Annotated in this window: 15 protein-coding genes; 3 read left to right on the top strand and 12 right to left on the bottom strand. The window is 49.5% G+C overall.

Translation table 11 applies throughout. The features are described 5' to 3' along the window. The first annotated feature begins 93 nt into the window (after window positions 1–93). The 3 genes from KJW29_RS34370 (at window position 94) to KJW29_RS34360 (ending at window position 1,514) form a co-directional block, all read left to right on the top strand. The gene (locus KJW29_RS34370; RefSeq protein ID WP_214628004.1) at window positions 94–597 is read left to right on the top strand and encodes a hypothetical protein; all 504 of its coding nucleotides are present in this window, start codon (window positions 94–96) and stop codon (window positions 595–597) included. Window positions 598–879: 282 nt separating this feature from the next. Beyond that, complete coding sequence (locus KJW29_RS34365; protein ID WP_235886292.1) at window positions 880–1,113, top strand: hypothetical protein; 234 nt, start codon at window positions 880–882, stop codon at window positions 1,111–1,113. Then, complete coding sequence (locus tag KJW29_RS34360) at window positions 1,110–1,514, top strand: type II toxin-antitoxin system VapC family toxin (RefSeq protein ID WP_214628003.1); 405 nt, start codon at window positions 1,110–1,112, stop codon at window positions 1,512–1,514. Before KJW29_RS34365 ends, KJW29_RS34360 begins: the two co-directional genes overlap by 4 nt. 294 nt (window positions 1,515–1,808) lie before the next feature. Here the strand turns inward: KJW29_RS34360 and KJW29_RS34355 are convergent, their stop codons facing one another. The 12 genes from KJW29_RS34355 to KJW29_RS34300 form a co-directional block, all read right to left on the bottom strand. Continuing rightward, on the bottom strand, window positions 1,809–2,846 hold the full coding sequence (locus tag KJW29_RS34355; RefSeq protein WP_214628002.1) for a Gfo/Idh/MocA family protein: 1,038 nt from the start codon (window positions 2,844–2,846) through the stop codon (window positions 1,809–1,811). A 30-nt stretch (window positions 2,847–2,876) separates the two neighbouring features. Beyond that, window positions 2,877–3,713: a sugar phosphate isomerase/epimerase family protein gene (locus KJW29_RS34350; protein WP_214628001.1), complete on the bottom strand. Its 837-nt coding sequence runs from the start codon at window positions 3,711–3,713 to the stop codon at window positions 2,877–2,879. 15 nt (window positions 3,714–3,728) lie between these two features. Next, the gene (locus KJW29_RS34345) at window positions 3,729–4,559 is read right to left on the bottom strand and encodes a carbohydrate ABC transporter permease (RefSeq protein WP_214628000.1); all 831 of its coding nucleotides are present in this window, start codon (window positions 4,557–4,559) and stop codon (window positions 3,729–3,731) included. Further along, window positions 4,556–5,440 (bottom strand): carbohydrate ABC transporter permease, encoded by an 885-nt coding sequence (locus tag KJW29_RS34340; RefSeq protein WP_214627999.1) that lies wholly within the window; start codon window positions 5,438–5,440, stop codon window positions 4,556–4,558. The genes KJW29_RS34345 and KJW29_RS34340 overlap by 4 nt, the downstream gene beginning before the upstream one ends. A 66-nt stretch (window positions 5,441–5,506) precedes the next feature. Continuing rightward, window positions 5,507–6,919: an ABC transporter substrate-binding protein gene (locus tag KJW29_RS34335; protein WP_214627998.1), complete on the bottom strand. Its 1,413-nt coding sequence runs from the start codon at window positions 6,917–6,919 to the stop codon at window positions 5,507–5,509. Window positions 6,920–6,943: 24 nt separating this feature from the next. After that, on the bottom strand, window positions 6,944–7,981 hold the full coding sequence (locus KJW29_RS34330; protein ID WP_214627997.1) for a zinc-dependent alcohol dehydrogenase family protein: 1,038 nt from the start codon (window positions 7,979–7,981) through the stop codon (window positions 6,944–6,946). A gap of 15 nt (window positions 7,982–7,996) precedes the next feature. Beyond that, entirely contained in the window at window positions 7,997–8,824 is an 828-nt protein-coding gene (locus KJW29_RS34325) for a sugar phosphate isomerase/epimerase family protein (protein WP_214627996.1), read from the bottom strand. A gap of 139 nt (window positions 8,825–8,963) precedes the next feature. After that, window positions 8,964–10,586, bottom strand: a complete 1,623-nt coding sequence (locus tag KJW29_RS34320; RefSeq protein ID WP_214627995.1) for a cache domain-containing sensor histidine kinase — start codon at window positions 10,584–10,586, stop codon at window positions 8,964–8,966. Window positions 10,587–10,639: 53 nt separating this feature from the next. After that, entirely contained in the window at window positions 10,640–12,190 is a 1,551-nt protein-coding gene (locus tag KJW29_RS34315; protein ID WP_214627994.1) for a response regulator, read from the bottom strand. Window positions 12,191–12,618: 428 nt separating this feature from the next. Continuing rightward, on the bottom strand, window positions 12,619–14,256 hold the full coding sequence (gene groL, locus KJW29_RS34310) for a chaperonin GroEL (RefSeq protein ID WP_214627993.1): 1,638 nt from the start codon (window positions 14,254–14,256) through the stop codon (window positions 12,619–12,621). 75 nt (window positions 14,257–14,331) lie between these two features. Then, on the bottom strand, window positions 14,332–14,613 hold the full coding sequence (gene groES, locus KJW29_RS34305) for a co-chaperone GroES (protein ID WP_087571121.1): 282 nt from the start codon (window positions 14,611–14,613) through the stop codon (window positions 14,332–14,334). Window positions 14,614–15,048: 435 nt separating this feature from the next. Continuing rightward, window positions 15,049–16,236 carry a DUF2264 domain-containing protein gene (locus tag KJW29_RS34300; protein ID WP_246608499.1) on the bottom strand — a complete coding sequence of 396 codons (1,188 nt, stop codon included), beginning with the start codon at window positions 16,234–16,236 and terminating at the stop codon, window positions 15,049–15,051. Window positions 16,237–16,403: the final 167 nt, after the last annotated feature.

Raw genomic sequence — 16,403 nt, 5'->3', positions numbered from 1 at the left:
ACTCTTGCAACAAAACCGTCTTTCGAGATTAGTTATTAGGTATAGCCAACTGGTTATGCCTCTTTTTCTGCCTAACCAAAAGGAGCGAATAGTATGAAGTTTTTACGTGAGCCCCGGTTCTTCCTTCTTAAGATGCTTGTCATATATCTGGTAGGTAAAGTCTGTATACTCTACTTCAATGTCAGTGAATTCTCACTTGTAGCGGAACTTTGGGCAACACTTGGAATAGCTATTTTCTTCATGCTGATGCTTGCAATTGCCTGCGCGATTCCTGCAGAGAGCTATGATTCCTCTCCTCTACCCATACAAGATAGTGTCTTGAAACGAATCAAACAGAGCATGTACTACAACATCGTAGACGGTCATCGAGGCCTCTTCAATGAACCGGACATACGTTTTGAAGAAAATAAAGTACGACTCACCTATACCAAGATCGAGAGCCCTGAAGAAGCCATAATAAAAATCGACGCGTACATATTAGTGCTGGAAGAAGTCAATACGAGCGTTGGGGATAAATACATTGAAGAGTTGCAGAAGATGCGAGCTGAGGCTCAATATATGATGCTGAACCCTGTAGAGCATACAGTGCATCTCTGAGGAGCTGCATCACTTTAATCTTTACCTTCATGTGACCACGCAAAAAAGAGGCTTCGCAAAAGTTTGATGTGTGAGTTGAGTTCGTGGGCAAAATGTGGGCATGTTGTGGGCACTAACATTGATCCCAAACGTACATGAAAGGCATACGATAATAGCTCGTTCTGTGTGCCGCGGCCGTATCCATTCATTACATGATCGGGTATAATTGTTTATAAGTAAAGATCGAAGAATCTCGCGGGAAACCCGATTTAACACCATATTTTGATAAAGGAGTGGTTCTCCATGTCAATGGTACGCAAACTCCATCCTCATATAGCAAAAGACTTAAGGGAGTTTTTATCTGAAAACAATATTTCCACCAAGAAGCTCGTCATAGATCTTGAAGCAGAAACCATCGAGGACTTTGATGATTACTCAGTAGATGATATTTTAAGTGTGGCTGGAATTCTGAAGCCCGGGGAAGCGCAAGAATTATTAGACCACATTCAGGAGTCACGGGAGGGCTGGGGAAAGTGACCCACAACCACTCCGGATATTTATTCGATTCCAACATCGTCATCGCCATTCTGGACAACGATCATGCCGCTGTTAAATTAGTACGACAAGCCCAAGAAGAACAACGACGGATATTCTTTTCAACGATTACGGAATGTGAAGTGCTGAGCGGTGTCAAACACAATCAGTTCTTAATCGCAGAAAGGCTATTCTCCCCTAGGCATATGATACACGTCGATTCCGCTGTCTCAAGAAAAGCAGCTTCCATGCAAAGTGAACAGAGAAGCAAGGGTCGGAAAATAAAAACTCCTGATGCGCTCATTATTGCAACTGCCTATACGGCTAATTTGGTACTGGTTTCCCGGGATTCAGACATGAACTTTGTTACGAATGAGTATGGGATGACTTTGTTGAAAATATAGGGTTACTGTGATGAAATTCAAAAAAAAACCACTGATTATACCGGCAATGCGTTTTCCGAAGTAGTCATTGCGGAATAATGTAATAGACGGCATTGTCGAATTATAAATCAATTTGTAGAATTGGTAAAAGTGTCTAAAGGAACACGCGTTATCCGCATTCGGCAAAAATCATCATTTCTTAAATAGCAAAAAAGCCGGGCGGAATTCGGCATGAACGCCTGATTCCAACTCGGCTTTATAGCCAGCTCGTTAATGCCTCCGCAAAAACGTTATGATTTCCATATGCTGAAACGGTTAATAGCTGACCTTGCGAATTTGACCGGACTTAGCCGCTTCTACGCCTGCCAGGATCACTTCAAGCGCGCGAAGACCTTCCAGTCCATTAATTTCATGCCCTTCGCCCGAGAGAATGCCTTCTACAAAATGATCGATGACGCCAGAATTGGTTTGACCGCCCCCGCTATTTGTTTGCATTTTACCGATTTCAATATGTTCCTTCACCCCGTCTGCAAATTCAACGACGATGCCGTATACCGGGTCTGCTCCAATCTTCATCGTGCCTCTCTCGCAATAAAGGATCGTACTGTTCACTTCATTCGGATAATAGCTCCAGCTGGCCGTTAATGTGCCGATTGAGCCGCCGCTCGTCTTCAATAGGAAAATCGCGTTATCGTCGATTGGAATTTCCTTATGCAGCGTTCCCACCAACGCGGATACCTCAGCGATCGGATCGTCGATCAGCCAAGCGATTAAGTCCGCTTTGTGCACGCCCAAATCGCCCATCGCTCCTACGAATGCTTGATCCTTATTAAAAAACCAGCTTTTCGCGCCGTCTACGCTCCAATTCTCAGGTCCGCTATGGCCGAATGTCGTCGCGAAGGTCAGCACTTTGCCTAATTTGCCAAGCTTCAGCATTTCCTTGGCCTTCTGATGGACCGGCATCAGCCTCTGGTTATGGCCAACCATGAGATAAACGCCGTTTTCTTCGGCTGCCTTCACCATTTCCCTTGCTTCCTCAATCGTTGTCGCCATTGGCTTCTCGCATAGGACATGCTTTCCCGCTTTCATCGCTTGAATGGATACGGCAGCGTGATATTGATTGGGCGTACAGACCGATACCGCGTCAATCTCATCGAGAGCCAGCAGCTGCTCCGTGCTCGTTATCGCGTATTTGGCACCGAACTGCTCCTTCACTTGATTGGCGCGCTCCTCGCTAAAGTCGCATACGGCGACGATCTCCACGTCATGTCTGGCCAAATATTCAGGGAGATGCCGGCGCTGCGCGATCGCGCCGCAACCGATTACTCCCACTCTAAGCTTATTAGTTGTCATCCTGCATTCACCTTTCCTGCCCGATCCGGTTTATATCGAGCTCACAATTTTTTTCATGTGCTCGATGGATTGTCTCGTGTATTCATCATATACGGAGCCAGCCTCGCTGCGTTCGCTCCTTGCCACCAAATAAGGATTAGCGACCGGAGGCAAAAATTCCATCGTGAGCGGACCCTTGTAGTCCAATTCAATCAACGTGCGGACAACCTTCTCGAAATCGGTCAACCCGAAGCCGGCAGCCTCCCTCGTATTGTCCGCAATATGGACATGCGCAAGGTATGGGGCGATATGGCGGATTGCGGCGCTGTGATCCCTTTCCTCGATATTCATATGGAACAGGTCGGCCATAATTTTCACGCTTGGCAAATCGACTTGGTCCGCGAGTTTTTTGGCATCGTTCAGCTTATTGACCAGATAGGTCTCGAACCGGTTTAAAGCCTCGATTGCCAAATTAATATGATGGCTTTGCGCATACGCTCCCGCTTCCCTCAAGCTCTGAACCACATTGCTCCATTCCTGCTCAATCGTCGTATCCGGCTTGCTCTTACCGACCGGAGAAGGTACAACGATCAGCGTAGCGGCCCCTACTTTCACCGCTAAATCGACGCAGTCCTTGACATATTGCACCGCATTTTGCCTGATTGCTTCATCCGAGCTGGAAAGGTCACGTTCCGGCGTATAAATGCCGCATATTGACGTGCATTCCAGCTCATATTGCTCAAGCAGCCGGTTGACAGATTCCGCGTCGATTTGCTTCGGCTCGCCTGCCAGCTCAACGCCGTCGTATCCGTATTTCTTCAATCGTTGCAGGCTTACTTCCATCGGTTCATTACCAAAAATCCATTGCGTCGCGCTGTATTTAAACATCCTCATCCTCCTCTCCTAGCCTTTAACAGCGCCCATCGTCAGACCGCTGACCATTTTACGCTGCAGAATTAACGTGATAATCGCGATCGGTACGATAATTAAGGTGCCGGCCGCAGCTATTTGCCCCCAGAGCACGCTTACCGGAGTCGCATATTCATTTAAGCCTACCGGGGCTGTCCGTACGCTTGGACCCGATAAAATATTGGCGAACAAAAACTCATTCCATGCAAAAATAAAAGATAACAAGCCCGCTGAAATCAAACCCGGCCCGATGATCGGGAAAATGACTCTGAAAAATGCTGTGAACCTGTTACAGCCGTCCACTAACGCAGACTCCTCGATTTCTCCCGGCACGTCTTTAAAAAATCCGTACAGCAGCCAGGTCGCAAGCGGTATATTCATAAACGTATACATCAAAATCAATCCTGTATACGAATCCAGCAGACCGATTTTCGAAAACAAAAGATAAATCGGCAGGATCGTAACAATAGGCGGTATGATCCGCAGCGTTAAAATCCAGGTGAGCACATCCTTTGCTCCCTTGAGCTTATATCTTGCAAACGGATACGCGATGCCGCTTCCCAAAATAACCGCAAATACGGTAGAAATCCCTGCAACGATTAAACTGTTCCATAGATATAGCAGGAAATCCCGTTCCAGCAAGACCGCTTTATAGTTGTCTACAGTTGCCGGAAACGTCCATTTCGGAATCGTCGTAAAGGCATCCGTCTGATTTTTCAGCGAAGTGAGGAACATCCACAAAATCGGGAAAAGAAACAGGAGCATCGCGATAATTACGACAATATATTGCCAGGTCAGCGAAGACTTCCTTTTGGAGCCGCTCATGATCTTCCCCCCATATCGAATAAATCTATCTTTCTGAGCACGAACATAAGAATACTTACGACAAGAATGAGCATGACGACGCTAATCGCAGCGCCATAGCCGAATTCCAAAAATTTAAAGCCTTTATCGTACACGATCCAGCTCAGTGTGGACGTCACATTGATCGGTCCGCCCTTCGTCATCATGTAGATCGTATCGTAAATCCGAAAAGCGTCGATCGTCCGAAGCAGCAAGGCGATAATGATGATTTTGGAAAGCTGCGGTATCGTAACGTATCGGAAGGATTGCCATGCCGAAGCCCCGTCAATGCTCGCCGCTTCATACGGCTCATCCGGTATTCCCTTCAAGCCCGCCAATAAAATAATCATCATGAACGGCGTCCATTGCCACACGTCGGTTAAAATAAGCGCCGGCAGTGCCAGCTGCGGATCCGACAGCCAGGCGGTTCTCGAGAAGCCCAGCAATTCCACGAAGTAATTGAAGACGCCATACTGTTCGTTCATCATAAAACGGAACATCAATCCAACAACCGTTGGCGCCATTGCGATCGGAATCAAAATAATCGATTGAAAAATGCGCTGGCCCCATTTTAACTGATTCAGAATTACGGCCAGAGCGAGACCGATCACAAATTCCAGGCCCACCGTGCTAATAACGAATATCGCCGTAACCTTGATTGCATTCCAAAAATTATGATCCTTAGCAAGCTGCGCATAATTATCCAGGCCAACAAAAGGCTTAACCGCTTGAATTGGACTATATTCCTGAAAGCTGATCGTGAGCAAGAAAATAAAAGGATAAATCGCAAACAGCAGTAAAAGGAGCATGCCGGGCGCCATGACAAGATAAGGGCCTCTTCGCTGTAGTTTCAGGTTTCTCATGTCCCACTCTCCCTAAGAAAAATGAAGGGGGGGAAGAAGCTCCCCCCTTTCTATCTCTAAACGATCTTATTTCAGCATTTCATTGACAGCAGTATCCGCCATCTTCAGAGCTTCTTCAACCGTATAGCGGCCTAGCTGAGCTGCGCTCAAATATTCGGATACCGTGCTTTCCCACTTCTCTTCCTGCGGGAAGAACGGACGTGCTTTTGTCGTTTTCATCGCTTTCTGAAGCGCTTCATAACGGCGGAATTTATTGATATCCGTGCCTACGATCTTCAGCTCCGACAATGCAGGGTTCAAATAGGAATCCGTGCGAACCGGGTCGCCCCCGCCTAATTCAGCCTGACGGACATCGTTTTCTTTGCTTTCCAGCCATGCCATAAATTTAAAGGCTTCATCCTGTTGCTTCGACGACTTCGGAATGACAATGGACCAGCCAGCCAAGTGAGGGATGGACTCCTTCATAACCGGCGTCTGCACAAAGTCCCACTCGCCTACCGTTTGCGAAGTCTCAGGCTGATCCACCTCGAATGCGGACCAGGACCAGTGAAGCGCCATCGCAAGCTTTCCTTGTGCTGCATCGGATGCCACCTCCGCAAAGGTGTAGTCATGGATGCCAGCAGGAGAGAATTTCATCAAATCGATCCAGGTTTGCGTTGCTTCAATAGCTTCAGGCGTCGACAGCGATGAAGTCATGTTGTCCCAGTCGATAACATCCGCGCCGTTGGAGTAAAGGAACGTTAGCCAAGTATGCACATTGCCAAAGCCCTTGGAGCCTTGCGCTGCCCAACCGGAGAGAGTCTGGCCGTCATACTCCTTGCCATGGAAAAACTCGGCAGCATCGTTGAATTGCGCCATCGTTTGCGGCGGAATCAGATCATAGCCATAGGCTGCTTTAAATTCCGCTTTGATTTGCTCATCGTTGAACAAATCAGCACGGTACCATAGCAGATGCGGGTGAATCGTTTGCGGCAAGCCATAAAGCGTGCCGCCTTCGCCGAAGGAGCCATTCTGACCATTCCACTGCGTTAATGCGAGCGCTCTTGGCAAATAAGCAGAAGTATCTACGTTATATTTTTTTACGAGATCATCCAGCGGAACAAGGCTGTTCGAGGACGCAAATTCAGGAATCCAGTTGTAATCGACGTTAAACAAATCATAGTTCGCTTGGCCTGCGATCGATAAAGCCAGCTTCTGATAAATGACATCGCGGCCGACGAGCTCGATATTCACCTTCACGCCGGTTTCCTTCTCATACTCTTTCGCTAATTCTTGTGTGGCCTGCCCCCAGGTTGCGCCAAGGAATACGCCATTCAAGGTAACCTGTTCGCCGGCTGGCTTCTTGCTTGAGGCTGGCGTATTGCTCTCGCCCGTATTTCCTCCATTGCCATTGCTACTTGAATTGGAGCTGCAGGCGCTAATTAGAAATACGAGACAGAGCAAGAGCAATAATGATGCTTTTGTCAGTTTTTTGTTCATTGAGATATTCCCCCTATTTGTTGTTTATCGCGTAGTTGTATCCACCATAATCTTGATCGTATCTTTATTGTTCATTGCTTCTTTGATCCCGTCTACGACCTGGCTGAGCGGAATCGTCTTCGAAATAATCGCATTCGGTTGAAGGCGCTTGCTCGAAATTAAGTTAATCGCCTTTACCCAAGTGTCATACGTGCCTGCGTAAGAGCCGACGATCGTAAGTTCCTTGCTGTAGATTTCAAACGGCTTGATCTCCATCACCGCATGCGCCGGCGCCGCGCCGTAAGTGACGAGCGTGCCGCCCCGGCGAACCATTTGGAACGCCTGCTGATAGGTCGGAACCGCGCCCACTGCTTCAATGACAAAGTCCGCGCCCCGCTGCTCGGTTAAATCGTAAACCGCTTGCACGGGATCGGTCTCTGAAGCGTCAACAACATGATCGATGCCCAGCTCACGCGCTTTGCCGATCCGGGCCTGATTCATTTCGCTAATGATGACCTTGCTGGCGCCGTTCATTTTGGCCAGCTGTGCGTGAACTAATCCCATCGGACCGGCGCCGATGATTGCTACCGTGCTGCCAATCGTAATATTCGCTCGGTCCTGACCACGTATGACGCAAGCCAAAGGCTCGATGTAAGCCGCTTCCTCCCATGACATATCGCTCGGAAGCTTGTATACGTTTGCTTCGGGAACCTTGATATATTCCGCGAAGGCGCCGTCAATATGAACGCCGATTTGCTCGATTTCCTTGCAGAACAGCTTCTGTCCCATCCGGCAGAAGAAACATTTGCCGCAGCTGATGTTAATGTCGGCCGTTACCCGGTCGCCTACGCTTACCGTTCTGACGGCTGCGCCTGTCCGCACGACCTCTCCTGAAAACTCATGCCCTTGAATAAGCGGCAGCGGAACGGGAAAATGTCCTCTGTAAATATGCGGGTCCGTGCCGCAAATCCCGCAGCGCTTCACGGCAACGAGTATTTCATCGTCTGCAATAACCGGAACGTCTACCTCTTCAATCCTTGTATCCTCCGCTCCGTACGTGATGGCGGCAAGCATCTTATCCATAGCCCGGGAGCCTCCTTATGACTGGTTAAATAATTTTTTCAAAAATGTGATTGATTCCTTCGTGTACAAGTCGTAAAATTCCTCGAATCTCGCTCCGCTGAACGGATCGGCGAGCGGCGGAAGAATTTCCAGCGATACGTAGCCTGCATAGTTCATTTCCTTTAACGCTTTCGCAATCGGTTCGAAGTTGATATGACCTCTTCCCGGCGCTGCGCGGTTGCTGTCGGCAAAGTGAACGTAATACAATTTATCTCCTGCCGAGCGGAAGGCCTCGGCGATATCGGTCTCTTCGATATTCATGTGATACGTATCGCCCATACAGCCTACATTTTGCAGATTGACGGCCTTTACAAGTGCGATCGATTGCTCCAGCCGGTTGATCAGATAGGTTTCATAACGGTTCCATGCCTCGACGCATAGACGGATGCCATGCTCTCCGGCATACAATCCAGCTTCTCTAATCCCTTCCTCAGCCCAGCCCAGCTCTGTCTCTCTATCAGTCTCAGCGTGAATTTTCATATTTGCGGTAGGCGTTACGGAAATGCCCCTAGCCCCTAAAGTAACTGCAAAATCGACGCACTTCTTCAAATAGCTTACCGCATTTTTCCGAATGTCCGGATTGCTGGATACCAGATCTCTCTCCGGCGTGTAGATCGCGCAAATCGACGATGCTTCCAGCTTGTATTTGTCCAGTAACCGGCGGATATGATTCGCATCCATCATTTCCGGCTCGCCTACGAACTCCGCGGCATCATAGCCAAAGCCTGCAATTCTTTTAATGCCCTGTTCAATATCTTCATCGACATAAACCAACGTGTTGTATGCAAATTTTATGTTTGTCACTGCGATCCTCCTCCTTCTTTTTGTACTGCTTTCATGATACCGGGACTGCTGCATGGATTGAACATGGCGAATTTAGTGTTTCCCCCTGTTTTTTTAGTGTTGCAATAAAAAAACCCCCTATTCGGGGGTGAAGCGCCGCCTATTTGATCGGATGACGGATAATGAGGCGAAAGCCCGCACTCCGGCTGGCATCGATCTGAATGCCATACTCCTGGCCGAAATGAAGCTGCAGCCGCTTATGGACATTTCGTAATCCGATTCCGCCCTCCGAGCTGCTAGGCTGTCGTTCGTTCAGGTTTAAGGTGTACGATTCCGGCAGCCCCGGACCATTATCCTCAATAACAAACACCAAATCCCCGTCCTGCTGCTTCGCGGTCATTCGAATTTTGCCTGTGCCTTCCGGCAGCCGGTTGATTCCATGCTTGACGGCGTTCTCCATAATCGGCTGCAAAATAAGCTTGATCATTTTCAGTTTCGTAATGGTAGGGTCGATTTGGAAAAAGACCTGAAAGGACCGGTTGCCCCGCAGGAGCTCGATATCCAAATACGTCCTTGCATGGTCGATCTCGCGCTCTGCAATGGTCCATTCTTCTCCGCTGTTCAAACTGAATCGGAGCAAATTGGCAAGCTTCGTCACCATCGCCGCGATGTGCTGCTCGCCTGCGGACTCTGCTTTCCACTTAATCGAATCCAGCGTATTATAGAAAAAATGCGGGTTTATTTGGTGATTTAACGTTTGAAGCTCAAGCTGGCGTTTTTCCGCTTCCATCCCCTTGGTCGTCTCGAGCAGATCCGACATTCCGGTAATCATTTGATTGTAGCCTCTGACAAGCTGTCCGATCTCATCCTTTTGGGCCGGATTATAGGCAAAATGAGTCAGTATGCCACTCCTTAATTTGACCATATGCGAGACCAGTTGCTTAATCGGCACCGTAAATTTGCGGACGATTAATACGAGTAACAGGGTAATCGCGAATAAGCTGCCCAGTACAATCCAAGACGTAAAATTTTTAATTTGATCCAGATGACCTGTCAGCTCCCGCTGCGGAATCGTTGCGAATAATGTCCAGCCCTCCTCCTGCAAAACCGTCCCTGCGCTTGCCCAGCCTTTGTCTGGCGTAAAGGCTTTCCCGTATTGCTTTGACGAAGGATGCGAGATAATTAAATTCATGTCATCAACCATCGTAAGCGTATAATTTCGAAAGGAAGAGGGAAAAGCCAATTCTTCGCGCAGCAAGCTGTCAGGAATCTGAATCACAATGACGCCCAGCGCTTCGTAATAGTAGGAGGAGCGAATGGCCCTTACATAAAGAAAATTCGATTTATTCGCGGTATCGTCCCAATCATGAAACCAAACGCCCTTGCCCTGCTGCTCAGCGGCACGCTCGAAGTGGCGGAACTCCAGCTTGTTGAAATTAATCAGCTTCGCATAATTGGGATAGGAGGTAATATCCATCGGCAGCACATACGTTTCATAAGTACCCTTTAGCTGCGTGACGACGCCCGTGAGACGTTTAATAAAATCCACCTCATCCTTATAGGAGGCAGGAGGCTCTTTTCTGAGCAGCTTTTGCAATTCCAGCGAAGAGATCATTTTCTCAGACTCTCTTTCCACATTTAGAAAGAAATTATTGATTTGCTTGGCGTTCAACTGCAAATTATCCTCGAGAAACTGTGAGGAAACCGATTCAAGCTGTTCCTTGGACCTGTTGTAGGACAGAAATCCAAGCAGCGCAACGGGAATGAAAACCGATAGGGACATTAACACGAACATTTTTTTAAACAGCGTATTTGAGTTTGAAAATAATCGTTGTCTCATTTTCCGTACCTGAATTCTTTAGGCGTTTGTCCGACCCGTTTTTTGAAGACGCTGCCGAAATGCTGCAGATCGTGATAACCGACGGATTCGGCGATTTCATAAATTTTCAGGCTCGTTTCTCTCAGCAGCTTCTTCGCCTGTTCCATTCGCTTGCCGGTCAAAAAGTCCAAGTACGTTTGTCCCGTTTCTTTTTTGAACAATTGACTTAACCAGACCGGATGCAGATTCAATTCGTCCGCAATAATTTGCAGGGATAAATCCTCCATATATTGCTTGGAAATAATTTGAATGGCGCGTTCAATAACGGCGTTCACGTTAGATGATGAAATTTCCGCGCTTAGCTTCATCAAGTATCCGTTTATTATTTTCTCGTATTCTTCAAGCGTCCGGCATTCATCCAGGCTTTCCCATACGCTCATCGGAATCTCTTCAAAGTCCTTGTTTACAGCTTCGCGTATACAGATGATAATGTCCGTCAAATAGTTGAGTATTTCCCTTACAATATTCTGCCGGTTGGCACTCGTCTCCGAAGAGATCGTTTGCCGGACAAACCGGTGAACTCTAAGCTTAATTAATTCCTCCTCCTTCTCGATGATGATCGAGGCCATTTCCGCCGGAGAAGAAGGATCTCCCGTATCATCCATTCTTGATTCATAGAAGACGTTGGACTCCGCGGACAGAGAGTGGATTCGAAATGCCGTCAGCGCTTCTTCATAGGCGGCGTGGATGTTTTCGAACTTATGCATTCTGGAGCTGGCTCCCAGGGAAATCGCTGCTTTGTGGAACTGCTTCACTTTGTTAATAATGCTTGTCGTAAGCTCTCCGACCATCTCAATTCCCGTTAACAGAATCCAGCGGTTTTTCGGGTCCTTGAACAGGATAGACGGCGTTTGCTCCTTGATAAGCTCCTGAACAATATTCCCGATCGCAAAGGTTTGGAGCGCAAATCCGCTTCCATTCGGCTTCCCGTCCGGGTATCCCTTCGTATCCATTACAAACAAGGAATACGATTGGTTGGCCAGCCATTCCAGCTCCCACAGTTGCAGCCGTTGATACACATGCTCCTCAAGCGGCGTCGGCTTTAAACAAAAATCGACCAGATAATTGTCGCGCATCAGCCGATTGCCGATTTCCGCATAGGTCTGCTGCTGCTTCATCTGCTCGATCATCGCTTTCTGCTGGCCGATCAGAATAATCGTTTTTTGAATTTTTTCAATGAAATCGGCCGTACTGTACGGCTTCAGCAAATAATCCATCGCTCCGATCTGCAGACTTCTTCTCGCATAATCAAAGTCGTTGTATCCACTTACAACAATAACCTTCGGCGAATAATATTCTTTCTTGCATTGCTCTACTAAATCAAGTCCCGTCATGCCAGGCAGCATAATATCGGTGACGATCAGATCAGGCCGCTGCTCCTCAATAATTTCCAAAGCCCTCTCTGCCGTATTGGAAATATATATTGTAATGTCCATAGCTATAGACTCAACCGCATTTTTCATACCGTTCAACGAATCCGGTTCATCTTCAATCAGAATCAGCTTCAACGCAAGTCCTCCTCCAGCACGCAGTCCGTACAGCAACAAAGTACCATGAAACCGTTTTTATTACAAGGATGCCGTAGGGGCTTCAAGAACAAGAATGAGGCTCAGGCGGCGGCTAATGCGCTATATCACGAACTGGCACAGGGGACTTATATTGAGGTGACGACCATTTCGTTTGAGGCATTTTGCGATACGTGGATCGTGTATTATGAGCAGGTTATCTTCATGTGACCACGCAAAAAAGAGGCTTCGCAAAAGTTTGGTGAACTCATGCGAAACCTCTAATTTTTGCACTCCTGTGACCAAAATGTGACAACGGGGAGCTATGTTTAAGCTTGATTACCGCATGGAGCGTACTCTGCTCCATCGGCGGATGAAATCTACCGCTAATGCGCGGCCGCTCATCATCGAATTACTTCGATAATGATTTATTACATCATGCCGCCCATACCGCCCATGCCGCCCATGTCAGGCATGCCTGCGCCGCCAGCGCCCTTCGGCTCAGGCTTGTCGGCTACTACAGCCTCAGTTGTCAGGAACATAGCCGCTACGGAAGCAGCGTTTTGAAGTGCGGAACGCGTTACTTTCGCAGGGTCGACGATACCGGCGTCGAACATGTTGACCCACTCGCCAGTTGCAGCGTTGTAGCCGATGCCTACTGGCTCGTTTTTCAGACGCTCAACGATGACGGAGCCTTCTTGGCCTGCGTTTGCCGCGATTGTACGGATTGGCTCTTCCAGAGCGCGCAGGACGATGTTAACGCCAGTCGCCTCGTCGCCATTAGCCTCAACAGCTGCAACCGCTTTGTATACGTTAACCAGAGCCGTGCCGCCGCCGGATACGATACCTTCTTCCACCGCTGCGCGAGTGGAGTTCAGGGCGTCTTCGATGCGAAGCTTGCGCTCTTTCAATTCGGTTTCAGTAGCCGCGCCGACTTTGATTACCGCTACGCCGCCAGCCAGCTTGGCCAGACGCTCTTGCAGCTTCTCTTTGTCGAAGTCGGAAGTTGTTTCTTCCAATTGAACGCGAATTTGGTTTACGCGGGCAAGGATGTCGGCTGAGTCGCCGGCGCCTTCCACGATGATCGTGTTTTCTTTCGTGATACGAACTTGGCGAGCAGAGCCCAGTTGATCTACTGTAGTGCCTTTGAGCTCAAGGCCGAGCTCTTCCGTAATCACTTGGCCGCCAGTGAGGGCAGCAATATCTTGCAGCATCGCTTTGCGGCGGTCGCCGAAGCCAGGAGCCTTAACCGCTACGCAAGTAAATGTACCGCGAAGTTTGTTCAGAACCAGCGTCGCTTGCGCTTCGCCTTCCACGTCTTCCGCGATGATCAGAAGCTGCTTGCCGGATTGTACAACCTTCTCCAGGACAGGCAGGATTTCTTGAATGTTCGTGATTTTTTTGTCCGTGATCAGGATGTAAGGGTTGTCGAGCACCGCTTCCATCTTGTCCGTGTCCGTGATCATGTATGGGGAGATGTAGCCGCGGTCGAATTGCATGCCTTCAACCACTTCCAGCTCCGTGTTAAAGCCTTTGGACTCTTCTACAGTGATAACGCCGTCGTTGCCGACTTTCTCCATTGCTTCTGCGATCAGTTGGCCCACTTCTTCGTCAGCGGAGGAGATGGAAGCAACTTGCGCAATGGATTGTTTGCCTTCGATTGGCTTGGAGATCGCTTTGAGCTCCGTTACGGCCGCTTTAACGGCTTTCTCGATGCCTTTGCGGATAACCATAGGGTTGGCGCCGGCTGTTACGTTTTTAAGACCTTCGCGAATCATCGCTTGAGCCAGAACGGTTGCAGTCGTCGTGCCGTCGCCGGCAACGTCGTTTGTTTTTGTAGCTACTTCTTTAACCAGTTGTGCACCCATGTTTTCGAATGCATCTTCCAGCTCGATTTCCTTCGCGATGGACACGCCGTCGTTCGTAATAAGCGGGCTGCCGAATTTCTTCTCGAGCACCACGTTGCGGCCTTTAGGACCAAGCGTTACTTTTACTGCATTAGCAAGAGCGTCAACGCCGCGCAGCATGGAACGGCGAGCGTCTTCGCTGAATTTAATTTCTTTAGCCATAATCGTTAACCTCCCGATTGGTTAGAATAAAGTATACGGAATCTGGAATCTAAATCTTATTGGAACCCGGCTCTCTTAGCCGAAAATCGCATGGATGTCGCTTTCCTTCATGATCAAATACTCTTTGCCTTCGTATTTGATTTCAGTTCCCGCATATTTGGAGAACAGAACGCGGTCGCCTTCTTTTACTTCCAATGCAACGCGTACGCCGTCTTTCAGCGATCCGCTGCCTACCGCGATGACTTTGCCTTCTTGCGGCTTTTCCTTCGCCGTATCCGGCAATACGATGCCGCTTGCAGTCGTTTCTTCCTTCGCGATTGGTTCGATCAATACGCGTTCACCCAAAGGTTTAATCATTGAAAATAGCCTCCTTCTAAATTTGTCGCATGATTTTAATTCGTTAGCACTCGTGAGCCTCTAGTGCTAACAACCATTTTTATCATACTCAACTTCCCATCCGATTTCAAGTGCCTAAGGACAAATTTCCGGTAAAATTACAAGCGAGCCTGCAGAACCCGTTGTCAACTGCGACAAGGCCGCACCGATGGCTGTGCATCGTATTTGTTCAAGCTTCAGCCCCACTAAGAAAAACCGCCAGGTAGAACATCCTGATTGTCCTTTCCGTGCTACAACCATCAATCCCGCCACTTCCCGCAGATAGTTGGAGTGTTAGCGCGAATCCCTCACCGCTCGGCTCATTAAAGCGGGTGTTTTTGAACAAACAAGCCTGCATGCCGACGACGGATCGACGGATGCAGGCTAGCAAACGTTGTTGGCTTTTTTAGGCCCCTCTTATGACTTCAAGGCAGTGTCGATCGGAATTTCGCCGCCGCTCCATACCTTCTTCGAAGTCCATGGCGCGTCCGGGCCGCTCCAGAAAGGATGCGAAGCGGGCAGGCCGAGCGGAAGGAACGCCACCGCGCATAGATACAAGCTGCCCGTCGAAATGTAACTTTCGCCAATCTCCCGCTGATGTCCCGCCAAGCCGATCTTGAGCCAGCCTTCCGGCGTAAAGGTTCCCGGCGCGTCGAGCGTACGCCTTATGACGGCCGTCAGCGCGCATCGCACGCTCTCGGGAGAGAGCTCCTCAGGCAGCTCGCCGCGCAGCGCGCTCTGGGCGAGACTATGAAACGCTCCGCAGCGATACGGGAGCGAGCGCCCGATTGGCGGGAACGAGCCGTCCGGTCCGATAAACCGCTCTTGTACGGCAGCGTAGCGGAGGGCACGACGCTGCGCTGCAAGGCGGAGGTCATCCCATGTCCCATCCTGTCCTCGCATCGTCTCTAGCAGATCGATCAGCATGGGTTGAATGACAAAGCTGTTGTAATAGTCCCAATGAAAATCCGGCCCGTCGCCATAGGCGCCGTCCCCCATGTACCATTGCTCATGCTGCCGGATCGCGTAATCGATTCGCATGGGGTCCCAGTCGGACTCGCCCGCCGCAAACAGGGCCGCTTCGATAAGCGCGGAGAACAGCAGCCAGTTGTTGTAGCCGGGCTTGCGCGTCCGCGTCGCCTTCAATGCGGCGATCACGTTGCGCTGCACGCCCGGATCCAGCTTCCTCCACAGCTCTTCCGGCGCGCGCAGCAGCGCCTGCGACAGAAACGCTGCGTCAACGATAGGCTGCCCGCCGTCCGAAAAGTTCATGAAATCCGGCGATTCCGGATTCGTGCCGGCATCAATGGCCGCTCTTGCCAGTTCCGCATAACGAAGACGCAGCTTTTCTTCCGCTTCTTCCTCCGCTCCGCCAGGCTGCTCCAGCCACGGCGCCATGCCGGCAAGCAGCCTGCCCAGAGCCTCCAGATGCGTAAATTGGGCGCGATCCTTCTCCGTTCCGGGCTTGCATTCGACCGGCATGGCATCCTTTAGCCTCCGCTCTGCCAGCGCGTTCAAGACAGGACCGGCTACCTGCCCCAGCTTCTCCAGCCAATAAGCCCGTTCCGCCGCATGGACAGCGCCCAAGTTTGCTTCTGTCATCATCCTCATCCTCTCTCCCATGGCCTTGCATTGTCTTGCGAGCGTTATACAAAATGAAAATAAAACTCCGCTTCTATTATATACTTTCCGGTTGCCTCTTCGTCGACCCGTTTATCTGCGGCTCCATCCAACCTGTGGAAGTCCAGCGTATACCAGTGACGTTCCTTGCC

The sequence above is a fragment of the Paenibacillus agaridevorans genome, from assembly GCF_018604145.1.
Taxonomy (GTDB): Bacteria; Bacillota; Bacilli; order Paenibacillales; family Paenibacillaceae; genus Pristimantibacillus; species Pristimantibacillus agaridevorans.
This window is presented reverse-complemented; position numbering and strand designations above follow the sequence as displayed.